This is a genomic window from Streptomyces sp. NPDC091376 (assembly GCF_044757085.1).
Classification (GTDB): Bacteria; Actinomycetota; Actinomycetes; order Streptomycetales; family Streptomycetaceae; genus Streptomyces; species Streptomyces pratisoli.
Genome location: NZ_JBIVUF010000003.1, coordinates 204,409 through 222,447 on the forward strand (window position 1 = coordinate 204,409; position 18,039 = coordinate 222,447).

The 18,039-nt window shown below is 71.1% G+C and carries 19 protein-coding genes; 6 read left to right on the forward strand and 13 right to left on the reverse strand.

The annotated features are described in order from the left end of the window. Positions 1-2: 2 nt before the first annotated feature. The 6 genes from cbiE to ACIQMR_RS08700 form a co-directional block, all read right to left on the reverse strand. Positions 3-1,217 carry a precorrin-6y C5,15-methyltransferase (decarboxylating) subunit CbiE gene (cbiE, locus tag ACIQMR_RS08675; RefSeq protein WP_401384485.1) on the reverse strand — a complete coding sequence of 405 codons (1,215 nt, stop codon included), beginning with the start codon at positions 1,215-1,217 and terminating at the stop codon, positions 3-5. A 105-nt stretch (positions 1,218-1,322) separates the two neighbouring features. Next, positions 1,323-1,961 carry a GNAT family N-acetyltransferase gene (locus tag ACIQMR_RS08680; RefSeq protein WP_401384488.1) on the reverse strand — a complete coding sequence of 213 codons (639 nt, stop codon included), beginning with the start codon at positions 1,959-1,961 and terminating at the stop codon, positions 1,323-1,325. A gap of 165 nt (positions 1,962-2,126) precedes the next feature. Beyond that, a complete protein-coding gene (locus ACIQMR_RS08685) occupies positions 2,127-2,999 on the reverse strand; it encodes a MetQ/NlpA family ABC transporter substrate-binding protein (protein ID WP_401384491.1) in 873 nt (290 codons plus the stop codon). Positions 3,000-3,071: 72 nt separating this feature from the next. Beyond that, positions 3,072-3,740, reverse strand: a complete 669-nt coding sequence (locus ACIQMR_RS08690; protein ID WP_266375712.1) for a methionine ABC transporter permease — start codon at positions 3,738-3,740, stop codon at positions 3,072-3,074. Then, positions 3,737-4,813 (reverse strand): methionine ABC transporter ATP-binding protein, encoded by a 1,077-nt coding sequence (locus ACIQMR_RS08695; protein WP_401384495.1) that lies wholly within the window; start codon positions 4,811-4,813, stop codon positions 3,737-3,739. The genes ACIQMR_RS08690 and ACIQMR_RS08695 overlap by 4 nt, the downstream gene beginning before the upstream one ends. A 369-nt stretch (positions 4,814-5,182) precedes the next feature. Further along, positions 5,183-5,845, reverse strand: a complete 663-nt coding sequence (locus ACIQMR_RS08700; protein ID WP_401384498.1) for an HAD-IA family hydrolase — start codon at positions 5,843-5,845, stop codon at positions 5,183-5,185. A gap of 71 nt (positions 5,846-5,916) precedes the next feature. On the opposite strand from ACIQMR_RS08700, the gene ACIQMR_RS08705 reads away from it, so the two are divergent. After that, on the forward strand, positions 5,917-6,276 hold the full coding sequence (locus ACIQMR_RS08705; protein ID WP_358662563.1) for a hypothetical protein: 360 nt from the start codon (positions 5,917-5,919) through the stop codon (positions 6,274-6,276). A gap of 1 nt (position 6,277) precedes the next feature. Beyond that, positions 6,278-6,703, forward strand: a complete 426-nt coding sequence (locus ACIQMR_RS08710) for a hypothetical protein (protein WP_401384501.1) — start codon at positions 6,278-6,280, stop codon at positions 6,701-6,703. Between the two features lie 35 nt (positions 6,704-6,738). Here the strand turns inward: ACIQMR_RS08710 and ACIQMR_RS08715 are convergent, their stop codons facing one another. From ACIQMR_RS08715 to ACIQMR_RS08725, 3 genes are all read right to left on the reverse strand, one after another. Next, positions 6,739-7,269: a GNAT family N-acetyltransferase gene (locus ACIQMR_RS08715; protein WP_328724698.1), complete on the reverse strand. Its 531-nt coding sequence runs from the start codon at positions 7,267-7,269 to the stop codon at positions 6,739-6,741. Positions 7,270-7,305: 36 nt separating this feature from the next. Continuing rightward, positions 7,306-7,854, reverse strand: coding sequence for a sigma-70 family RNA polymerase sigma factor (locus ACIQMR_RS08720; RefSeq protein ID WP_401384503.1), 549 nt, complete (start codon positions 7,852-7,854; stop codon positions 7,306-7,308). A 126-nt stretch (positions 7,855-7,980) separates the two neighbouring features. Continuing rightward, on the reverse strand, positions 7,981-9,162 hold the full coding sequence (locus ACIQMR_RS08725) for a glycerophosphodiester phosphodiesterase (protein WP_401384505.1): 1,182 nt from the start codon (positions 9,160-9,162) through the stop codon (positions 7,981-7,983). 154 nt (positions 9,163-9,316) lie between these two features. On the opposite strand from ACIQMR_RS08725, the gene ACIQMR_RS08730 reads away from it, so the two are divergent. Further along, positions 9,317-10,078 carry a 1-acyl-sn-glycerol-3-phosphate acyltransferase gene (locus ACIQMR_RS08730; protein WP_266378230.1) on the forward strand — a complete coding sequence of 254 codons (762 nt, stop codon included), beginning with the start codon at positions 9,317-9,319 and terminating at the stop codon, positions 10,076-10,078. 254 nt (positions 10,079-10,332) lie between these two features. Here ACIQMR_RS08730 and ACIQMR_RS08735 read toward each other — a convergent pair whose 3' ends face one another. Both ACIQMR_RS08735 and ACIQMR_RS08740 read right to left on the reverse strand, forming a co-directional pair. Next, complete coding sequence (locus ACIQMR_RS08735; protein ID WP_401384507.1) at positions 10,333-11,883, reverse strand: MFS transporter; 1,551 nt, start codon at positions 11,881-11,883, stop codon at positions 10,333-10,335. After that, entirely contained in the window at positions 11,880-12,431 is a 552-nt protein-coding gene (locus tag ACIQMR_RS08740) for a TetR/AcrR family transcriptional regulator (protein ID WP_401384510.1), read from the reverse strand. Before ACIQMR_RS08740 ends, ACIQMR_RS08735 begins: the two co-directional genes overlap by 4 nt. A gap of 84 nt (positions 12,432-12,515) precedes the next feature. Between ACIQMR_RS08740 and ACIQMR_RS08745 the strand changes: the two genes are divergently transcribed. Then, positions 12,516-13,022 carry an HAD domain-containing protein gene (locus tag ACIQMR_RS08745; protein WP_401384513.1) on the forward strand — a complete coding sequence of 169 codons (507 nt, stop codon included), beginning with the start codon at positions 12,516-12,518 and terminating at the stop codon, positions 13,020-13,022. Between the two features lie 78 nt (positions 13,023-13,100). On the opposite strand, the gene argH is transcribed toward ACIQMR_RS08745, so the two are convergent. Both argH and ACIQMR_RS08755 read right to left on the reverse strand, forming a co-directional pair. Next, positions 13,101-14,528 (reverse strand): argininosuccinate lyase, encoded by a 1,428-nt coding sequence (argH, locus tag ACIQMR_RS08750; protein ID WP_401384515.1) that lies wholly within the window; start codon positions 14,526-14,528, stop codon positions 13,101-13,103. Positions 14,529-14,665: 137 nt separating this feature from the next. Next, positions 14,666-15,859: an argininosuccinate synthase gene (locus tag ACIQMR_RS08755; RefSeq protein WP_401384518.1), complete on the reverse strand. Its 1,194-nt coding sequence runs from the start codon at positions 15,857-15,859 to the stop codon at positions 14,666-14,668. Between the two features lie 118 nt (positions 15,860-15,977). On the opposite strand from ACIQMR_RS08755, the gene ACIQMR_RS08760 reads away from it, so the two are divergent. Then, the gene (locus ACIQMR_RS08760; protein ID WP_401384521.1) at positions 15,978-17,495 is read left to right on the forward strand and encodes a hypothetical protein; all 1,518 of its coding nucleotides are present in this window, start codon (positions 15,978-15,980) and stop codon (positions 17,493-17,495) included. Beyond that, positions 17,401-17,991, forward strand: a complete 591-nt coding sequence (locus ACIQMR_RS08765) for a pyridoxamine 5'-phosphate oxidase family protein (RefSeq protein ID WP_401384524.1) — start codon at positions 17,401-17,403, stop codon at positions 17,989-17,991. Before ACIQMR_RS08760 ends, ACIQMR_RS08765 begins: the two co-directional genes overlap by 95 nt. The last annotated feature ends 48 nt before the right edge of the window (positions 17,992-18,039 follow it).

Below are 18,039 nucleotides of genomic sequence, written 5' to 3' on the forward strand. Positions count from 1 at the left end.
GGTCAGGGGGCGCGATCCAGACGGCGGCCGGAGAGCAGGAAGACGACCGAGCGCTCGCGTTCTGACCAGTCGCCGGGGTTCATCTCCACGGACTGGAGCAGGGCGCACTCGACGGCGTAACCGCCGTCCGCGAGGGCAGCGCCGATCGCCTCGGCCTCGTCCCGGGTGGAGGCGTGGGTGACGATGCGCTCGGGCCGGCGGTCGGCGCAGGCGGTGACGACCGGGACGCCTCCGCCACCGATCCGTACGACATCGGGTTCGGGCAGCCGTTCCAGCACGTGCGGCGCGCGTCCCTGGACGGTCTGCAGCTGGACTCCGTGGCGGCGGGCGGCGGCGTCGGTGCGGATACAGGCGGCGGGGTCCTCGTCGACGGCGATCACCGCGGCGCCGAAGCGGGCCGCGTCGGCGGCGAGCTCCCCCGCGCCGCAGCCGATGTCCCAGACGAGGTCGCCGAGGCGCGGGCCGAGCCGGGCGAGCTGGGCGGCGCGCAGCTGAACCGATTCGCCCTCGGCCGGCTGGTACCGCGGTCCCTCGGGCGGCATCGCCCAGCCGCGTGACTGCGGGGGGTAACCGGGCTCGCGGCCGGCCACCCAGCCTCCGCCCTGTGCGGACGGGGCGCCACCGATGACGATCACGACATTGGGGTCCCGCCAGCTGTGGTCGGCGACCTTGTCGGAGGTGAGAACGGTGACCTGCTCGCGCTCGGTGCCGAGCTCCTCGCAGATCACGAAGGTGCGGTGGACGCCGTCGAGGAGCAGTGCCAGCTCGGCGGGCCCGGCACCCGGGGAGGTGAGGACGGCGACCTTGGGATGGGCCCGGCAGACGTTGACGGCGCGGCGCAGCGTACGGCTGTGGGCGACGACGATCTGGGCGTCGTCCCAGGGCATCCCGGCCCGGGCGAAGGCGGCGGCGACGGACGAGACCGCGGGCACGACCTCGACCTCCAGGCCGTGCTGGGGCGCGCGCAGGGTGCGTACGACGCCGAAGAAGCCGGGGTCGCCGTCGGCGAGGACGACCGGGCTGCCGCGGTGTCCGGCGATCCTGCGGGCGGCGAGGTCGACGCTGCCGAGCCGGATGCGCTCGGCGTTCGCGGGCACCTCGGGGAGCGCCAGGTGATGAGCGGCGCCGGCGACGAGGGTGGCGGCGGACAGCGCGGACCTGGCGGCTGCGGTCAGGGGCGAGCCGTCCCAGCCGATCACCGTGACCCGGTCGGCCATCGTCGTCTGTCTCCTGGTGTCGTCGCAGGTCGAGGCCCTGCCCACAGGGATGCGCGGGCAGGCAGGGCTGAGGGTACCTGGTGTCGGTTCCAGGCGCTGGAGGGGTCAGTTCCAGTCGGTGTAGGCGCCGTAACCGCCGGCGTCGGCCATCTGGTCGGCGACCCCTTCGAGGTCCTCGGGGAGCAGGCTCCAGATGATGAAGTCGGTGCGCAGGTCGGCCCAGCCACCGTCCTCGGTGCGGGTGCGGGCTATACAGGCGCCGCGCAGGACGCCCTCGCTGATGCAGCCGATCTTCTGGGCGACCTGCTGGGAGGCGGTGTTGTCGGCGGCGGTGCGCAGCTCCAGGCGCTCGAACCGCTGGTCGCGGAAGAGCCAGTGGGCGGTCGCCAGCGCGGCTTCGGAGGCGTAGCCCTCACCACGGGCCCAGGGGGCGATGATGTACGACATCTCGGCGGAGCGCACCCGCCAGTCGGCGCTGCCCAGCTGGATCACACCGACCAGGCGCTGGGTGAGGAACTCGGTGATGGCGAGGTCGATCCCGCGGCCCGCGGCGCGTTCGGTGGGCGCGTACTCGCCGATCCAGTGGTGGGCGGCCGCCTCGGTGAAGGGCTGGGGCACCGCCGTCCAGGCGCCGACGAGTTCGTCGTTCATCATGTCGGCGAGGGCCGGGGCGTCGGCGGGTTCGAGCGCGCGCAGCACCAACCTCTCCGTGCTGATGGAGATGTCCGGGAAGGTGGTAGTCATGCGCAGCTCCAGCCGAAGACCGTCGTAAAGGCCGTAAAGGCACAGCATGCAGCATCGGGTGGAGGATGTGCATGGCCGGGTCGGTACCGCTCACGATACGCCGAGGGCCCCGCACACCACCGGGGGTGCGCGGGGCCCTCGTTCACAAGGACCTTACGGGTACGGTCACTTGGCCGGGGCGCCGAACGCCGGGACGACCGAACCGGCGTAGGTGTCCTCGATGTACTTCTTCACCTCGGGGGAGTTGAGCAGCGTCACGAGCTTCTCGACGCGCGGGTCCTTCTCGTTGCCGGCCTTGACGGCGAGGAAGTTGGCGTAGGGGTTGCCCTCCGCCTTCTCCAGCGCAAGGGCGTCCTCGGCGGGCTTGAGGTCGGCCTCGATCGCGTAGTTGCCGTTGATGACCGCGGCGTCGACGTCGTTCAGGGCGCGGGGCACGGTGGCGGCCTCCAGCTCCTTGAACTCCAGGCCCTTCTTGTCGGTGATGTCGGACAGCTTGGCGTTGGTGCCGACACCCGGCTTGACCGTGATGAGGCCGTTGGCGGCGAGCAGCTGGAGCGAGCGGCCCTCGTTGGTGGTGTCGTTGGGGACGGCGATGGTCTGGCCGGGCTTGATGTCCTTGAGGGACTTGACCTTCTTCGAGTACAGGCCGAGCGGCTCGAGGTGGACGTTGACGACGGGCACGATGGTCGTCTTGTTCTTCTTGTTGAAGTCGTCCAGGTACGGCTTGTGCTGGAAGAAGTTGGCGTCGACCTGGCCCTGCTGGGTGGCGGTGTTGGGCAGGACGTAGTCCGTGAACTCCTTCACCTCCAGCTTGAGGCCGGCCTTGTCGGCGAGGTTCGTCCTGACGAAGTTGAGGATGTCGGCGTGCGGCGTCGGGGACGCGGCGACGACCAGCGGCGCCGACTCGGCGGCCTTGTCACCGGTACCGGCCTTGGCGCCGGGGTCGGAGGCGGTGCCGCAGGCGCTGAGGCCGAGGGCGAGCGCGGAGGTGGCGGCGAGGGCCGCGGTGAGCTTGATGGTCTTGCGGGAGTTACGCACGAAAAGTGCCTCTTTCTGGTGGTGCGGTGGTGGCGCCCGGACAAGGAGTGCGGGCCAGGGTGGAGCAGGGGGTCAGGCGGTACGGCCGCGGCGCGAGAGCAGCCGTACGATCCCGTCGCCGAGCAGCTGTACGGCGGTGACGATGCCGATCAGGATGACGACGGTGATGAGCATGAACTGGGTCTCGAACCGCTGGAAGCCGTAGGTGACGGCCTTGGACCCGAGGCCCTCGCCGCCGACCGCGCCCGCCATCGCCGAATAGCCGACGAGGACGATCACGGTGGTGGTGACGGCGGCGACGATCGACGGCAGGGCCTGCGGGAGCAGGACCTTGCGGATGATCGTCGGGATGGAACCGCCCATGGACTGGACGGCCTCGACCAGCCCGTGGTCGACCTCGCGGATCGCCGTCTCGACGAGTCGCGCGAAGAACGGGACGGCACCGACGGCGAGCGGCACGATCATGGCCGTGGGACCGATGAAGGTGCCGACGACGACTGTGGTGAAGGGGATCAGCGCGATCAGCAGGATGATGAACGGCAGCGAGCGGCCGATGTTCACGATCACGCCGACGAACTTGTTCACCGGGGTGTTCTGCAGCAGTCCGCCCTTGTCGGTGAGGACGAGCAGAATGCCGAGCGGGAGTCCGCCGACGACGGTGGCCACCGTGGACCACAACACCATGTAGAGGGTGTCGAGCGTGCCCTGGGTGAGCAGTGGCTGCATCTCCGACCACGTCACTTGACGGTCTCCTTCACCAGTACGGCGCCCTGCGCCTCGGTGCTCTGCACGGGCACGGCGGCCGGCGCGTCGGCTTCGACGATCTCGACCTGGAGGCCCTGCTCGCGCAGGAAGCCGACGGGTACGACGTTGTCCTCGTACCGGCCGGGCAGTTCGATGCGCATCCGGCCGATCTGCTTGCCGCCGACGGTGTCCATCGCGGCGCCGAGGATCGAGATGTCGACGTTGTACGTACGCGACAGCTGCGAGATCACCGGCTGGGTGGCGGACTCACCGTGGAAGGTGACGTCGACGACGGTACGGTCCGGGCCCGTGGCGTCCCCGGTCACCGGGAACAGTTCCTGGGCGAGTTCGGAGCCGGGCGTGGCGAGCAGCTCGCTGACCGTGCCGGACTCGACGATGCGGCCCTCTCGCATCAGGGCGGCGGAGTCGCACACGGTCTTGACCACGTCCATCTCGTGCGTGATGAGCAGGACGGTCAGTCCGAGCTGCTGGTTGAGGTCGCGCAGCAGCTGGAGGATCGAGCGGGTGGTCTCGGGGTCGAGCGCGCTGGTGGCCTCGTCCGAGAGCAGCACCTTCGGGTTCCCGGCGAGCGCGCGGGCGATGCCGACGCGCTGCTTCTGGCCTCCGGAGAGCTGTCCGGGGTAGGCCTTGGCCTTGTCGGCGAGGCCTACGAGGTCGAGGAGTTCGAGCGCCCGGCGGGAGCGCTCGGCCCCGGTGACGCCGAGGATCTCCAGCGGCAGCTCGATGTTGTCCTTGACGCTGCGCGAGGACAGCAGGTTGAAGTGCTGGAAGACCATGCCGATGCGGCTGCGCGCCTGGCGCAGCTCCTTTCCGGCGCGGCTGCCGCGGCCGGCGAGGGCGGTGAGGTCCACGCCGTCGACGCTCACGGTGCCGGAGGTGGGGCGCTCCAGCAGATTGACGCAGCGGATGAGCGAGGACTTGCCGGCGCCGCTGCGGCCGATGACGCCGAAGACCTCGCCCTCGCGGACGTGCAGGTCGACGCCGTCCAGAGCGGTGACGTCGCGGCCTCGCGACTGATAGACCTTCGTGAGGCCAGTGGTGGTGATCACAGGGGTGTTTCCGTCACTGTCGAGTGCACGGCGCGGGGTTCCGTCGCCGGCACGGGGCGTGTCGTCTTGGGGGACAGTCGGCGCAGCGCGGATGACTGGGTGGCAGCGCGTGCGCGGGGCAGCCCGGCCCGTCGGACATCCGGCGGACGCGGCCTGGCTGTCGGGGTCTCGCTTCGGGGCGCGAGGCTCAGGCAGGGGCCCTCAGAAGGCGCACATTCGACACATACAACGAGCACCGGGCGTCGTGATCGCCTCGGTCGCAAGGGTGCGGCTGCTCGTCGTGGTCATGCGGGCAAGTAAAGCAGAGAGGCCTGCGGACGGATCACGGGTGTCCGGATAGCGGACTCCCGTGATCCACGATCCGGACGGTCAGGCGGTCGCGGTGATCTCCACACCGTGGGCCGTGGCCTGCGCGGACACGGCGGAGAGGTCGGTGACGACGATGTCCGCGACCAGCTCGGAGGCGGCGTGCGTTGTGGCCAAGGCCACGGTCGTCATCCCCGCGGCGTGGCCCGCCGCCAGACCGGCGGGCGCGTCCTCGAAGACGACGCAGCGGGCCGGATCGACCCCGAGGATGCGCGCGGCGAGCAGGAACGGCTCGGGGTCGGGCTTGCCGCGCGTGACGTCGTCGGCCGCTATCAGCGTCTTGGGCCGGATACCGGCCTCCGACAGCCGCGCCTCGCCGAGCCGCCGGGTCGCGGAGGTGACGACGGCCCACCGCTCGGCGGGCAGGGACCCGAGCAGCGCGGCGGTGCCGGGAAGCAGCTCGACGCCTCCGGCGACGTCCTCGACCTCCAGCTGCTCGATACGGGCCACGGCCCCGGGTACGACGTCGGCGGGCAGCAGATCGGCGACGATCTCCGCGGCGGGCCGGCCGTGCAGCTCGACCCGCGCGAAGTCCTCGGCCGTGATCCCGTACTCGTGGGCCCAGCGGGTCCAGCATCGGCGCACCGACACGAGGGACGACACGAGGGTTCCGTCGTTGTCGAAGAGCAGGGCGTCGGCGTGGATCGTGAAGGTTCCGGATCGCATGGTCACCGACCCTAAGCGGTGCCCCGGGGGCGAGCGCATGGGGCCTTTTGGCCCGTAATACGCTCTGCTCCATGCTTGACGCCCTGACGGTCGCGCTGTCCGCGGCCGCGCTCGCCCTCGCCGCCTGGTGCGGCTTCGCCGCGTACCGGGACCAGCCGACCAAGGACTGGCACTTCATCGGCATGGCGGTGGTGACGGTGCTGGCGCTGGCGCAGCTGGTGACCGGGATCGTGCAGCTGGCCAGGGGCGAGAAGCCCGACGAAGGTTCGGTGATCTTCGTCTCGTATCTGATCGGCGCGTTCGCCGCGGTGCCCGCGGCGGGCTTCCTGTCGCTGGCCGAGCGGACCCGCTGGGGTTCGGCGACGGTCGCGGCGGGCGCTGTGGTGCTCGCGGTGCTGGAGGTCCGGCTCTACGACATCTGGGGAGGCTGAGGTGACCGGGACCACCGCCGAAGAGACGACGCAGACCACACGGACCAGGCTGGTCAAGGGGCCGGGGCTGCTGCTGGTGTGGCTGTACGGCGTGATGTCGGTGGGCGCCGTGTCGCGCTCGGTGTACCAGATCGCCACCGAGTACGACCGTGCGCCGCTCGCCTACTCCCTGTCCGCCACGGCCGCGGTGGTGTACGCGTTCATCACGTACACCCTCTTCCGCGGCGGGGAGACGGCCCGCAGGGCGGCGCTGGTGTGCTGCGCCGCCGAGCTGGTGGGCGTGCTGACCGTCGGCACCTGGACGCTGGCGGACCCGACCGCCTTCCCGGACGCCACGGTGTGGTCCGACTACGGCATGGGCTACCTCTTCATCCCGGTGCTGCTGCCCGTGACCGGCATGCTGTGGCTGCGCAAGTCCCGGCGCTGAGGCCGCGCAGGTCCAGGCGCCGGCCGTGAGGCCGGCTACGCGCTGGTGACGTAGGTCCCCGCGCTCCGGGCGGCGGGCACGCCGGCCGCGTCCGCGTCCTTCTCCATCGTGATGACGGTGAGCTTCGGGCCCAGCTCGCGGCTGGCCACGGGCGCGTAGCCGTGGCTGCGGTAGAGCCGCAGATTGCGCTCGCTGCGGTGTCCGGTGAGGAGCTGGAAGCGCCGGGCGGCGGGCTCGCCCGCGAAGTGCGCCTCGATGGCGTCGAGCAGCCGTCCGCCGAGACCGTGGCGCCGCATCCGGGGGTGGACGATGAGCTTGGCGATCGTGGCCGTGCCGTCGGCGTCGACCTCGCCGCGTACGGACGCGATCACCTCGTCGCCGAGCCGGGCCACCAGGGCGTGGCCACGCCCGAGTTCGGCCCTCAGGTCGTCCAGGGTCTGGGTGAGTGGTTCCATGCTGTAGTCGCCGTAGAGCTCCGCCTCGCTCTGGTAGCACAGGAACTGCAGTTTGAGGATCTGCTCGGCGTCCTGCGCCGCTGCCGCTGAGATGGTCACGCTCATGCCCATGTGTGCATGCCTCCCGCTCACCTGCCACCCGGTTGTCTACCGCTCCTTTCCCCGGAGTTCAGGAGCTGCAACCTCTGTCGCGAGCATTCTGCGCAAACATCCCAGGCAACGGGAACGCATCGGCCCCAGACTGCCTTGTGAGATTCCCAACTCTCCTGCGATTTCGCGGTAGGTGGGGTCGCCTGGCGACAACATCGCAGTCAACAGCCGGGGGCAGCGCCCCGGAGTCCTGGCCACCGCGGCCCGCAGCACCCGTCGCCGTTCGGCGACGAGCGCGGCCCGCTCCGGGCAGGCCGTGGGTCCGGTGGCGGGCTCGTCGCCGAAGGGGCGCTCGAGCATCGCCCGGCGCCGGGCGCGGCGCGCCTCGTCGCGTACGGCTCCCGTGACCCAGCTCGCGGCGTCGGCGGGCGGGCCTTCGGCGTCGAGCCGCTCCAGGAGCCGTACCCAGACGGACTGTTCGAGGTCCCCGGAGTCCAGGGCCTCGCCGTGTGCCTCGGCGCTCGCCTCCGCCGCGACGAGCGGGCGGAGTGTCCGTACGAGCGCGGGGATCTCTTCACGGGGTGTCATGTCCGGCGGGACGCGCATGTCGTGAGCCGTGGTTTCGGACGTGGCCGGCTGTCACCCGACCGCATGACGGGCCACGGGGAGCTGACGACGGCGGGGCGGGGTGGGCCCGGTGCCGCCCCGCCCCGCCCCGCCGTCGTTCCCGGACTACGGACGCCGGTCGTCGACGAAGTCGCCGCGGGCCAGCAGGCCCGTGTCCGGGTTGTCGGTGAAGATGCCGTCGATGCCCTGGTCGAAGTAGACCTTGAACGCGCCGAAGGCGTCCCCGTACGCGTTCGGGTCGGTGCCGCGCCGGAAGTCGGCGGGCAGGAAGGAGTTCTCGTTCCGCAGCGTGTAGGGGTGCAGGATCAGCCCCTTGGCGTGTGCGTCACGGACGAGGGTGGTGGGGGTGCCGAGCCTGCCGCTCGCGTCCCTCGGGATGACGAGGTCGAGGGTGGGGCCGATGCCCTGGGCGTACGAGGCGATCCACGCAAGGCCCTCGGGCTTGACCAGGTCCGCGACCGTGCGCGGGTCGCCGGCCTGGACGAAGTCCCAGGGTCGGGAGCTCGCTGCGGAGAGCAGGACGACGCGGGGTGAGTCCACGAGTTCCGCGAGCCGCTGGATGCTGCTGGGTTCGAACGACTGGAGGAAGACCGCCGAGTTCGCGCGGTGCCGGCCGTGGCGGCGCAGCAGCTTCGCGAGCCGCTCCTCCAGGCCGAGGCCGATACCGCGGAAGTAGGTGGGGTGCTTGGTCTCGACGTGCAGCCACACCGGCCGGCCGCGGCGACGGCCCTCCCGCTCGGCCCAGTGCAGCACCTCCTCGAAGGAGGGGATCTCCCAGCGACCGTCGTAGAGGGTGTTCTCCTGGCGGCTCGCCGGAATGCGCTCCGTGGCGCGCAGGGTCTTCAGCTCGGCGAGCGTGAAGTCCTCCGTGAACCAGCCGGTGAGACTGATGCCGTCGATGGACCTGGTCGTCCTGCGGGAGGCGAACTCGGGGCGGGAGGCGACGTCCGTGGTGCCCGTGATGTCGTTCTCGTGCCGGCAGACCAGATGTCCGTCCTTGGTGGGCACGAGGTCCTGTTCCACGACGTGCGCGCCCATGTCCAGGGCCAGCTGGTACGAGCCGAGGGTGTGCTCCGGGCGGTAGCCGCTCGCGCCGCGGTGCGCGATGACGGTGGGCACGGGCAGCGAGCGGAAGCCGGAGCCGTGCCCGTGTCCCCGGGCCTGGTCTCCGTGCCGTTCCTGTCCGTGCGCGGCGGTGGCACCACCGACCCCGAGGGCAGCCGACCCGAGCACCGCCGCGCCCAGGAGCGTCCGCCGCCCGGGGGTTCTTTCCGCACCCTGTGTCATCAACGTTCCTCCGTTGGAGATTGTGATGTCCGGCACCTGATCGCCGATGATTTCGCGGCGGACCACGCTAGGCGCCGACGTGTTACGTGCGGGAGACCCAGGGCAAACGCGTCCCAAACTCAGGTCAACACTGTGTATCCGCTGCGTGAACCCAATGTGCGCATGGGCGGCACCCGCGAGTATCGTCCTCACCTGCAGAGACTTCGCCGGCCGTACCCGCCCGCCCCTGACACCGGAGGACCCGTTGTCCCGCTTGTCGCTCATCAAGGCAGTGCTCGGACCGATCCTGCGCCTGATGTTCCGCCCGCGCGTGGAAGGCGCCGAGAACATCCCCGGGGACGGCCCGGTCATCCTCGCCGGCAACCACCTCACCTTCATCGACTCGATGGTGCTGCCGATCGTGTGCGACCGGACGGTGTACTTCATCGGCAAGGACGAGTACGTCACCGGCAAGGGCGTCAAGGGCCGGCTCATGGCGTGGTTCTTCACCGGCGTCGGCATGATCCCGGTCGACCGGGACGGCGCGAACGGCGGCGTCGCGGCGCTGATGACCGGCCACCGGGTGCTGGAGGAGGGCAGGATGTTCGGCATCTACCCGGAGGGCACCCGCTCCCCCGACGGCCGCCTCTACCGGGGCCGCACGGGCATCGCCCGGCTCACTCTGATGACCGGCGCCCCGGTCGTGCCGTTCGCGATGATCGGTACGGACAAGCTCCAGCCGGGCGGCGCCGGCCTGCCGCGCCCCGGCCGGGTGACGGTCCGCTTCGGCAAGCCGATGGAGTTCTCGCGCTACGAGGGCATGGACCGCGACCGCTATGTGCTGCGGGCGGTGACGGACTCGGTGATGACCGAGGTGATGCTGCTCTCGGGCCAGGAGTACGTCGACATGTATGCCACGAAGGCGAAGGCGGCCTGAACGACCGGCCGTCGGCCGGCGCTGCGAGGCGCCGGGGCGCCGAGCCCGCGAGGGCGGCGGACGCAAACCCCGCCACGAAGGGCGACGTGAGCGCCCCACGCGGTTCGAGCGATTGGGCGCCGGCCGGGTGTCTCCGGCCGGGCCCACGCACGCGTACGGCTGCGCGGCTCGCCCGTCGCCTGCGCCCGCGAGGGCCCCCGGGGCACTCTCGCCCACGGGGCGGCTGCTCCCCCGCCGCGTCCCGCCCGGGGCGCCTACGGGTGCTCGATGCCGTCCGCCAGCTTCTGGCCGCGCAGGAGGAACCACGCGGCGACCGCGGTGGCGAGCAGCACCGCCGCGCCGATGCCCGACGCGAGGCGGAGCCCGTCGACGAACGCGTCCTGCGCCGCGCCGATCAGGGCCGCGCCCTGCCGCGCCGGCAGCTCGGCGGCCGCCTCGACCGCCCCGCCGAGTGATTCACGGGCCGCGGACACCACGTCCGCCGGCGCCCCGGCCGGTGCCGCGAAGTCCCGGTAGACACCCGTCACGATCGAGCCGAGCACGGCGATGCCGAGCGCCGCGCCCAGTTCGTACGCCGTCTCGGACACGGCCGAGGCCGCGCCCGCCTGCTCCTTCGGGACGCTGGACAGGATGACGTCCGCCGTCACGGTGAAGGAGAATCCCGCGCCGATGCCGACGACGAGCAGGGCCGCACCGAGCAGCGGGTAGCCGGTGGAGCGGCCGATGACGGTCAGTACGGCGAGCGCGAGGCCGACGGCGCCGAGGCCCCCGGCCACCACGGACCGTACGGAGTACCGACGGGCGAAGCGGCCCGCTATCAGCCCGGTCGCCACCGCGCCGATCGCTGCGGGCAGTTCCGCGAGTCCGGCTTCGAGCGGCGGCCTCTCCTGGACCAGTTGCAGGAACTGGGAGAGGAAGAAGACGAGCCCCGACAGCCCCAGAATGGTCAGCAGGTCCGCGAGCACCGCGCCGGAGAAGCCCCGGTGCCGGAACAGCCTCATGTCCAGCAGCGGTGACGGCAGGACCAGCTGCCGGCGGACGAAGCCGTACAGTCCGGCCGCGCCGATGAGCGCGGCGGCGACCGCCTCCCAGCCCACACCGTGGGTCGCGGCCTCCTTGATGGCATACACGACGCCGACCATGCCGATGAGCGACAGGGCGACGCTGATCAGGTCCCACGGCCCGGCGACCGGGTTCTTCGACTCGGGGAGCAGCTTGATGCCGACGAGGACGAGGACCGCCATCACGGGGAGGTTGATGAGGAAGACGGAGCCCCACCAGAAGTGCTCCAGCAGGAAACCGCCGACGACCGGGCCGACCGCGGCGCCCGCCGAGGCCATCGCGCCCCAGATGCCGATCGCGAGGCTGCGCTCCCTGGGGTCGTGGAAGATGTTGCGGATCAGCGCCAGGGTGGACGGCATCAGGGTGGCACCGGCGACGCCGAGCAGGGCCCGGGCGAGGATCATCATCTCGGGCGTGGTGGCGTACGCGTTGAGCACGGACACGGCACCGAAGGCCACGGCACCGGTCAGCAGCAGCTTCTTGCGGCCGATCCGGTCACCGAGGCTGCCCATGGAGACGAGCAGACCGGCGATGACGAACGAGTAGACGTCACCGATCCACAGCAACTGGGTGCCCGTGGGCTTGAGGTCCTCGCTGAGGAACGGCGTCGCGAGGCCGAGCACGGTGGCGTCCACGGCCACCAGCAGAACGGCCAGCACCAGCACCGCCAGCGCGAGCCAGCGCCCGGGGCGGTACAACGTCTCGTCCGTCCCGCTCGTGCGCTGGACGGTACTGCTGCTCATCTCTCCACACTCCGTCGTGCCCCGCCGAGCAACAGCTCGGCGATCATGTACTGGAAGTCGTTCTTGGCGACCCGGCCGTCCATGACGGACCAGGCGCAGGTGCCGATGAGGCCGTACAGGGCCTCGGTGAGCCATGCGGGCGAGAGGTCGATCCGGAACTCGCCCTGCTCCTGGCCGCGCCGGAAGAGGGCGGACACACGGGCGTCCAGCCGGGACCAGCCCTCGTTGATCTGATCACCCTCGAACAGCTGGTTCTCGGTGACGAGGAAGGCGAGGAGCTCGGCGCCCGGCTCCATCTCGGCGATCAGCCGGCGCAGCGCGTCGCCCGCGCCGCCCTCGTCGAGCCGGGCGCGGTCGACGGCCGCCTCGAACTCCTGGATCCCGAGCGCTTCGAGTGCCTTGACCAGCGCCTCGCGCCCGGCGAAGTGCCGGTGCAGCGTGGCGCGCCCGATCCCCGCAGCGCGCGCGACCTCGTCCATCGTCGAGGTCGATTTCCGTGCGAGCAGGGCAGCGGCGGTGCGGAGCACCTGTTCACGATCCATGGCCATGAGACAAGCATACACCGAATGAGACGTCGATGTCTCATTCGATAATCAGATGCCTCTCCGAGGCACGGAAGGAATGCTGTGCAGATGAAGCCGCTCCTACTGATCGACATCGACGGCCCGCTCAATCCGTACGGCGGGAAGCCGCAGCGCCGCCCGGAGGGCTACACGACGCACCGGATGCGCCCGAACGGCTGGACGCACGAGAAGCCGCTGCGGGTCTGGCTCAACCCGGGGCACGGCGAGGAACTCCTGGCGCTCGCCGACAGATACGAGCTGGTGTGGGCCACGACCTGGAAGGGCGAGGCCAATGAGTGGGTCGGCCCGCATCTGGGGCTGCCGGAACTGCCCTTCATCGACTGGCCCGTGATGCACGGGGCCTCGCCGCGCGGGACGTACTGGAAGACGCAGTACGTGCTGACGTACGCGGCCGGGCGGCCGTTCGCCTGGATCGACGACGAGATCACACAGCTCGACCGCGAGTTCGTGGCGCAGAAGCACCTCGCCGCCGCCCTGTTGCTGCACGTCGACCACCGGATCGGGCTGGTCCGGCCGGACTTCGACGCGCTCGCGGACTGGGCGGCGGCGCTGTAGCTGTAGCTCTTGCTGTTCCTGTAGCTCTTGCTGTTGGTGTTGACCTTCTGGCTGTTGCCGTGGCCGGCGGGCCGGGGGTCAGAGCCTGGCGGTCGCCCATGCGTGCTGGGCGGCCAGGTCGGCCTTGACCTCGGCGAGCTGTACGGCGACCGCCGACGGGGCGGTACCGCCCCGTCCGCTGCGGGAGGCCAGCGCGCCCGGGACGTCCAGGACGGTCCGCACCTCGGGCGTCAGATGCGGGGAGATCTTCGCGAACTGCTCGTCGGTGAGCTGGTCCAGCTCGATCCCGTGCACCTCGCACTCCTTGACGCACTCCCCCGCGACCTCGTGCGCCACGCGGAACGGCACGCCCTGCTTGACCAGCCACTCGGCGATGTCGGTGGCGAGCGAGAAACCGGCCGGGGCCAGCTCCTCCATCCGCTCGCGGTGGACGGTCAGCGTGGCCATCATCCCGGTGAACGCGGGCAGCAGCACCTCGAGCTGGTCGCAGGAGTCGAAGACCGGCTCCTTGTCCTCCTGCAGATCGCGGTTGTACGCGAGAGGCAGCGCCTTCAGCGTGGCGAGCAGGCCGGTGAGGTTGCCGATGAGCCGGCCGGACTTGCCCCGCGCCAGCTCGGCGATGTCCGGGTTCTTCTTCTGCGGCATGATCGACGAGCCGGTGGAGAACGCGTCGTGGAGGGTCACGAAGGAGAACTCCTTCGTGTTCCAGATGATGACCTCCTCGGCGATCCGCGAGAGGTTCACCCCGATCATCGCGGTGATGAAGGCGAACTCGGCGACGAAGTCGCGCGACGCCGTGCCGTCGATGGAGTTGCCGGCGCTTCCGTGCTCGAAGCCGAGGTCCTTCGCCACCGCCTCCGGGTCGAGGCCGAGCGACGATCCGGCGAGCGCCCCGGAGCCGTACGGGGAGACGGCGGTCCGCTCGTCCCACTGGCGCAGGCGCTCGGCGTCCCGCGACAACGACTGGACGTGCGCCAGGACGTGGTGGGCGAAGAGCACGGGCTGGGCGTGCTGGAGGTGCGTACGGCCGGGCATGGCGACGTCCGGGTGCGTCTGCGCCAGCCCCACCAGCGCGTCCTGGAGCTCGGCGATGAGTCCGCCGATGATCCGGGCGTGATCGCGCAGGTACATCCGGAACAGCGTGGCGACCTGGTCGTTGCGGGACCGGCCGGCGCGCAGCTTACCGCCGAGGTCGGCGCCGAGCCGCTCCAGCAGGCCACGCTCCAGCGCGGTGTGGACGTCCTCGTCGGCGATGGTGCCGACGAAGGAACCGTCGGTGACGTCCGCTTCGAGCCGGTCGAGTCCGGCGAGCATCCGCTCCAGCTCGTCGGCGGTCAGCAGGCCGGCCTTGTGGAGCACGCGCGCGTGGGCACGGGAGCCGGCGATGTCGTACGGCGCGAGCCGCCAGTCGAAGTGGACCGAGGCGGAAAGCTTGGCCAGGGCCTCGGCCGGCCCGTCGGCGAAGCGGCCGCCCCACAGCCGGACATCACCGTTGTTGCTGCTCACGTGCTCTGCTCCTCGCGTCGTGCCGGGCTGGGGATGTGCCGCCTCCCCCTGGGCGCTCGCGGCCCGGGGGATCCCCACCTGGCGCCAAGGAGAGCGGGGAGGCGGCCGGTTCTCCGTACGTGGGTAACGTACGGGGGTTACGCCAGGTCGCGCTTCGCGGCGATCTTCGACGACAGACCGAAGATGTCGATGAAGCCCTGCGCCTTCGACTGGTCGAACGTGTCGCCCGAGTCGTAGGTGGCGAGGTTGAAGTCGTACAGCGACTCTTCCGACCTCCGGCCGGTGACGACGGCGCGGCCGCCGTGCAGGGTCATCCGGATGTCGCCGGTGACGTGCTGGTTCGCCTCGTTGATGAAGCCGTCCAAGGCGCGCTTGAGCGGGGAGAACCACAGGCCGTCGTAGACCAGCTCGCCCCAGCGCTGCTCGACCTGCCGCTTGTAGCGGGCCAGCTCGCGCTCGACCGTGACGTTCTCCAGCTCCTGGTGGGCGGTGATCAGCGCGATCGCGCCCGGAGCCTCGTACACCTCACGGGACTTGATGCCCACGAGCCGGTCCTCGACCATGTCGATCCGGCCGATGCCCTGGCCGCCGGCCCGCTCGTTGAGCTGCTGGATGGCCTGCAGGACGGTGACGGGCTTGCCGTCGATGGCGACCGGGACGCCCTCCTTGAAGGAGATGACCACCTCGTCGGCCTCGCGGGCCGTGGCCGGGTTGGAGGTGTACTCGTAGATGTCCTCGATCGGCGCGTTCCAGATGTCCTCCAGGAAGCCGGTCTCGACGGCCCGTCCGAAGACGTTCTGGTCGATGGAGTACGGCGACTTCTTGGTGGTCGCGATCGGGAGCTGCTTCTCCTCGCAGAAGGCGATCGCCTTGTCCCGGGTCATCGCGTAGTCACGGACCGGGGCGATGCACTTCAGGTCGGGGCCGAGGGCCTGGATTCCGGCCTCGAAGCGCACCTGGTCGTTGCCCTTGCCGGTGCAGCCGTGGGCGACGATGCCGGCGCCGTGCTTCTTGGCGGCGGCGACGAGGTGCTTGACGATCGTGGGCCGGGACAGGGCGGAGACCAGCGGGTAGCGGTCCATGTACAGGGCGTTGGCCTTGATCGCCGGGAGGCAGTACTCCTCGGCGAACTCGTCCTTGGCGTCCGCGACCTCGGCTTCGACGGCACCGCAGGCGAGCGCGCGCTTGCGGATGACGTCCAGGTCCTCGCCGCCCTGGCCGACGTCCACGGCAACGGCGATGACCTCGGCGCCCGTCTCCTCGGCGATCCAGCCGATGGCGACGGAGGTGTCCAGACCGCCCGAGTAGGCGAGTACGACGCGCTCGGTCACGGGATTCTCCTTACGGTGCATTCGGTGATGGGTATAACTATGCGGCCCACCGTATGTTTTGTCAACGCGGCGCAATAGCCGGATGCTCGCCGACGACCGCCCTCGATACGCTCGGGCCATGCTGAGCAGGCAATACGCGGCCCTGGAACGCGTCGCGCAGGGCGTTCCCGTCCATGAGGCACTCGATGTGAAGAACCCCGGAGACTGGCTGGGCTTCGACATCGACGTCCGCGCCGCGCGATGGGCCGGCCACGACGTCCTCGCCGGACGAGGCACGAGCGAACCCGCCTTCGCCCTGTGCCACCGCGACGGCCGCGTCCGGGAGAAGGCCCTGGAGCGGGCGGCCGCCCTGCCCGCGCTGGTGCCGCTCATCGTGATCCGCACCGCGGACTGGGCCGCTCCGGTACGGGATCGGGCCCGGGCACTCCTCCCGGCGCTGCTCGCCGCCACGGCCCCCGAGGCCCTGGTGCCCCTCACCGCGCTGGTTCTGCACGTGGCACGCCGTGAGCGAGGTGCCTTCGCCCGGGACACCCTCGCGGCGCTCGTGCGGTCCACCACGCTCACGGACCTCGAACCTCTGCTGGCCGCCGAGGACCGGGGCACGCGCCGCTTCGCCCACGGGATCGCCGTCGAGCGCGGGCTGCTCTCGCCGGTGCGCCTCGCCCGCACCGCCGCGGCCGACGCCGACACCGTCGTCCAGCACCTGTGCGCCGAAGCCGCCCTCGTCCATGCGGACGCCGTCGGCGACGCCGTGATCGAGCCGCTGCTGGGTTCGCGGCAGTCCGGCGTACGGGCCGTGGGAGTCACCGCGCTGCGCCGGACCGGCCGCCACGCCGAGGCGCAGCCGTACCTGACCGACCGCTCAGGGCTCGTGCGGGCATGCGCCCGCTATGTGCTGCGGCAGGGCGGCGTCGACCCGCTGCCGCTCTACCGCGCGCTGTGCGCCGACCCGGGCGAGACCGGCATACCGGGCTGGGCGCCTCTCGGTCTCGCCGAATGCGGCGGGAGTGCCGACGCCGAGCTGCTGTGGCCGCTGATCGCCCACCCGGCCCCGGCGGTGCGGGCCCGGGCGGTCGCCGGACTGCGCGTACTCGACAAAGCCGACACGGAGCGGCTGCGGCCGTTGCTCGACGACCCGGCGCCCGCCGTCGCGCGGGAGACGGTCTCCGCGCTGCTCCCGTCGGCCCGCCGGCTGCCGGAGGAATGGCTCGCACGGCGACTCGACGCCTCACGGCCGGTGCACACGCGGCGGGCGGCCTTCCGGCTGCTGCTGCGGGCCCGGGACGGAGTGGTACAACTGCGCACCGCGGTAACTCTGCTGGACGACGAGGACCCTTCGATCCGCGCCTTGGCCGGGTCCGCGATCCAGCGGTGGGACCCGCAGGTGGGCGCGGACCACGACCCGGCCGACGTGGCCGCACTGCTGGACCGTTGCACCCACCTGTTCAGCGACCACGTCATGCGGCGGCTGCGGTGGCGGTGCGGTATCGAGGACCGGAACGAACAGCGGGCGGAGGCACCGCCGTTCGATAATCCCTCCCATGGGACAGACGTACGAACGCATCGAAGGCCGTATTCGGAGCTTCATCGAAGAGCAGCCCGTCTTCTTCGCCGCCACCGCCCCACTCGCGGCTGACGGACACGTCAACCTCTCCCCCAAGGGCCGCAAGGGCACGCTCGTGGTCGTCGACGAGCTGACGCTGGCGTACCTGGACTTCGGCGGGAGCGGCGCGGAAACCATCGCGCATGTGCGGGAGAACGGGCGCATCACCCTGATGTGGTGCGCGTTCAGCGGTCCGCCGAAGGTGCTGCGGGTGCACGGCGAGGGCGAGGCGGTCTTCCGCGACGATCCGCGATGGGCGGAGTTCCTCCCCTGCTTCGAGGGCGCGGACGGGGCCGGGGCGCGTGCGGTCATCGTGGTACGTGCCCGGCGGATCAGTGACGCGTGCGGGTTCGCCGTGCCGTTCATGGACTACCGCGAGGAGCGTACGCAGCACGCGGAGCACCTGGGGCGGAAGACGGACGACGAGTTCGGCGCGTACTGCGAGAGCAAGCCGTATGTGGGCGTGAGCCTGGACGGACTGCCGGCGCTGCCGCTCCCACTGCCCGCGCGCACGGACCGGCCCGTCTGACGAACGGGGAAGGGAACCGCACCACGCGTTGAACTCCCCGGCGCTCGT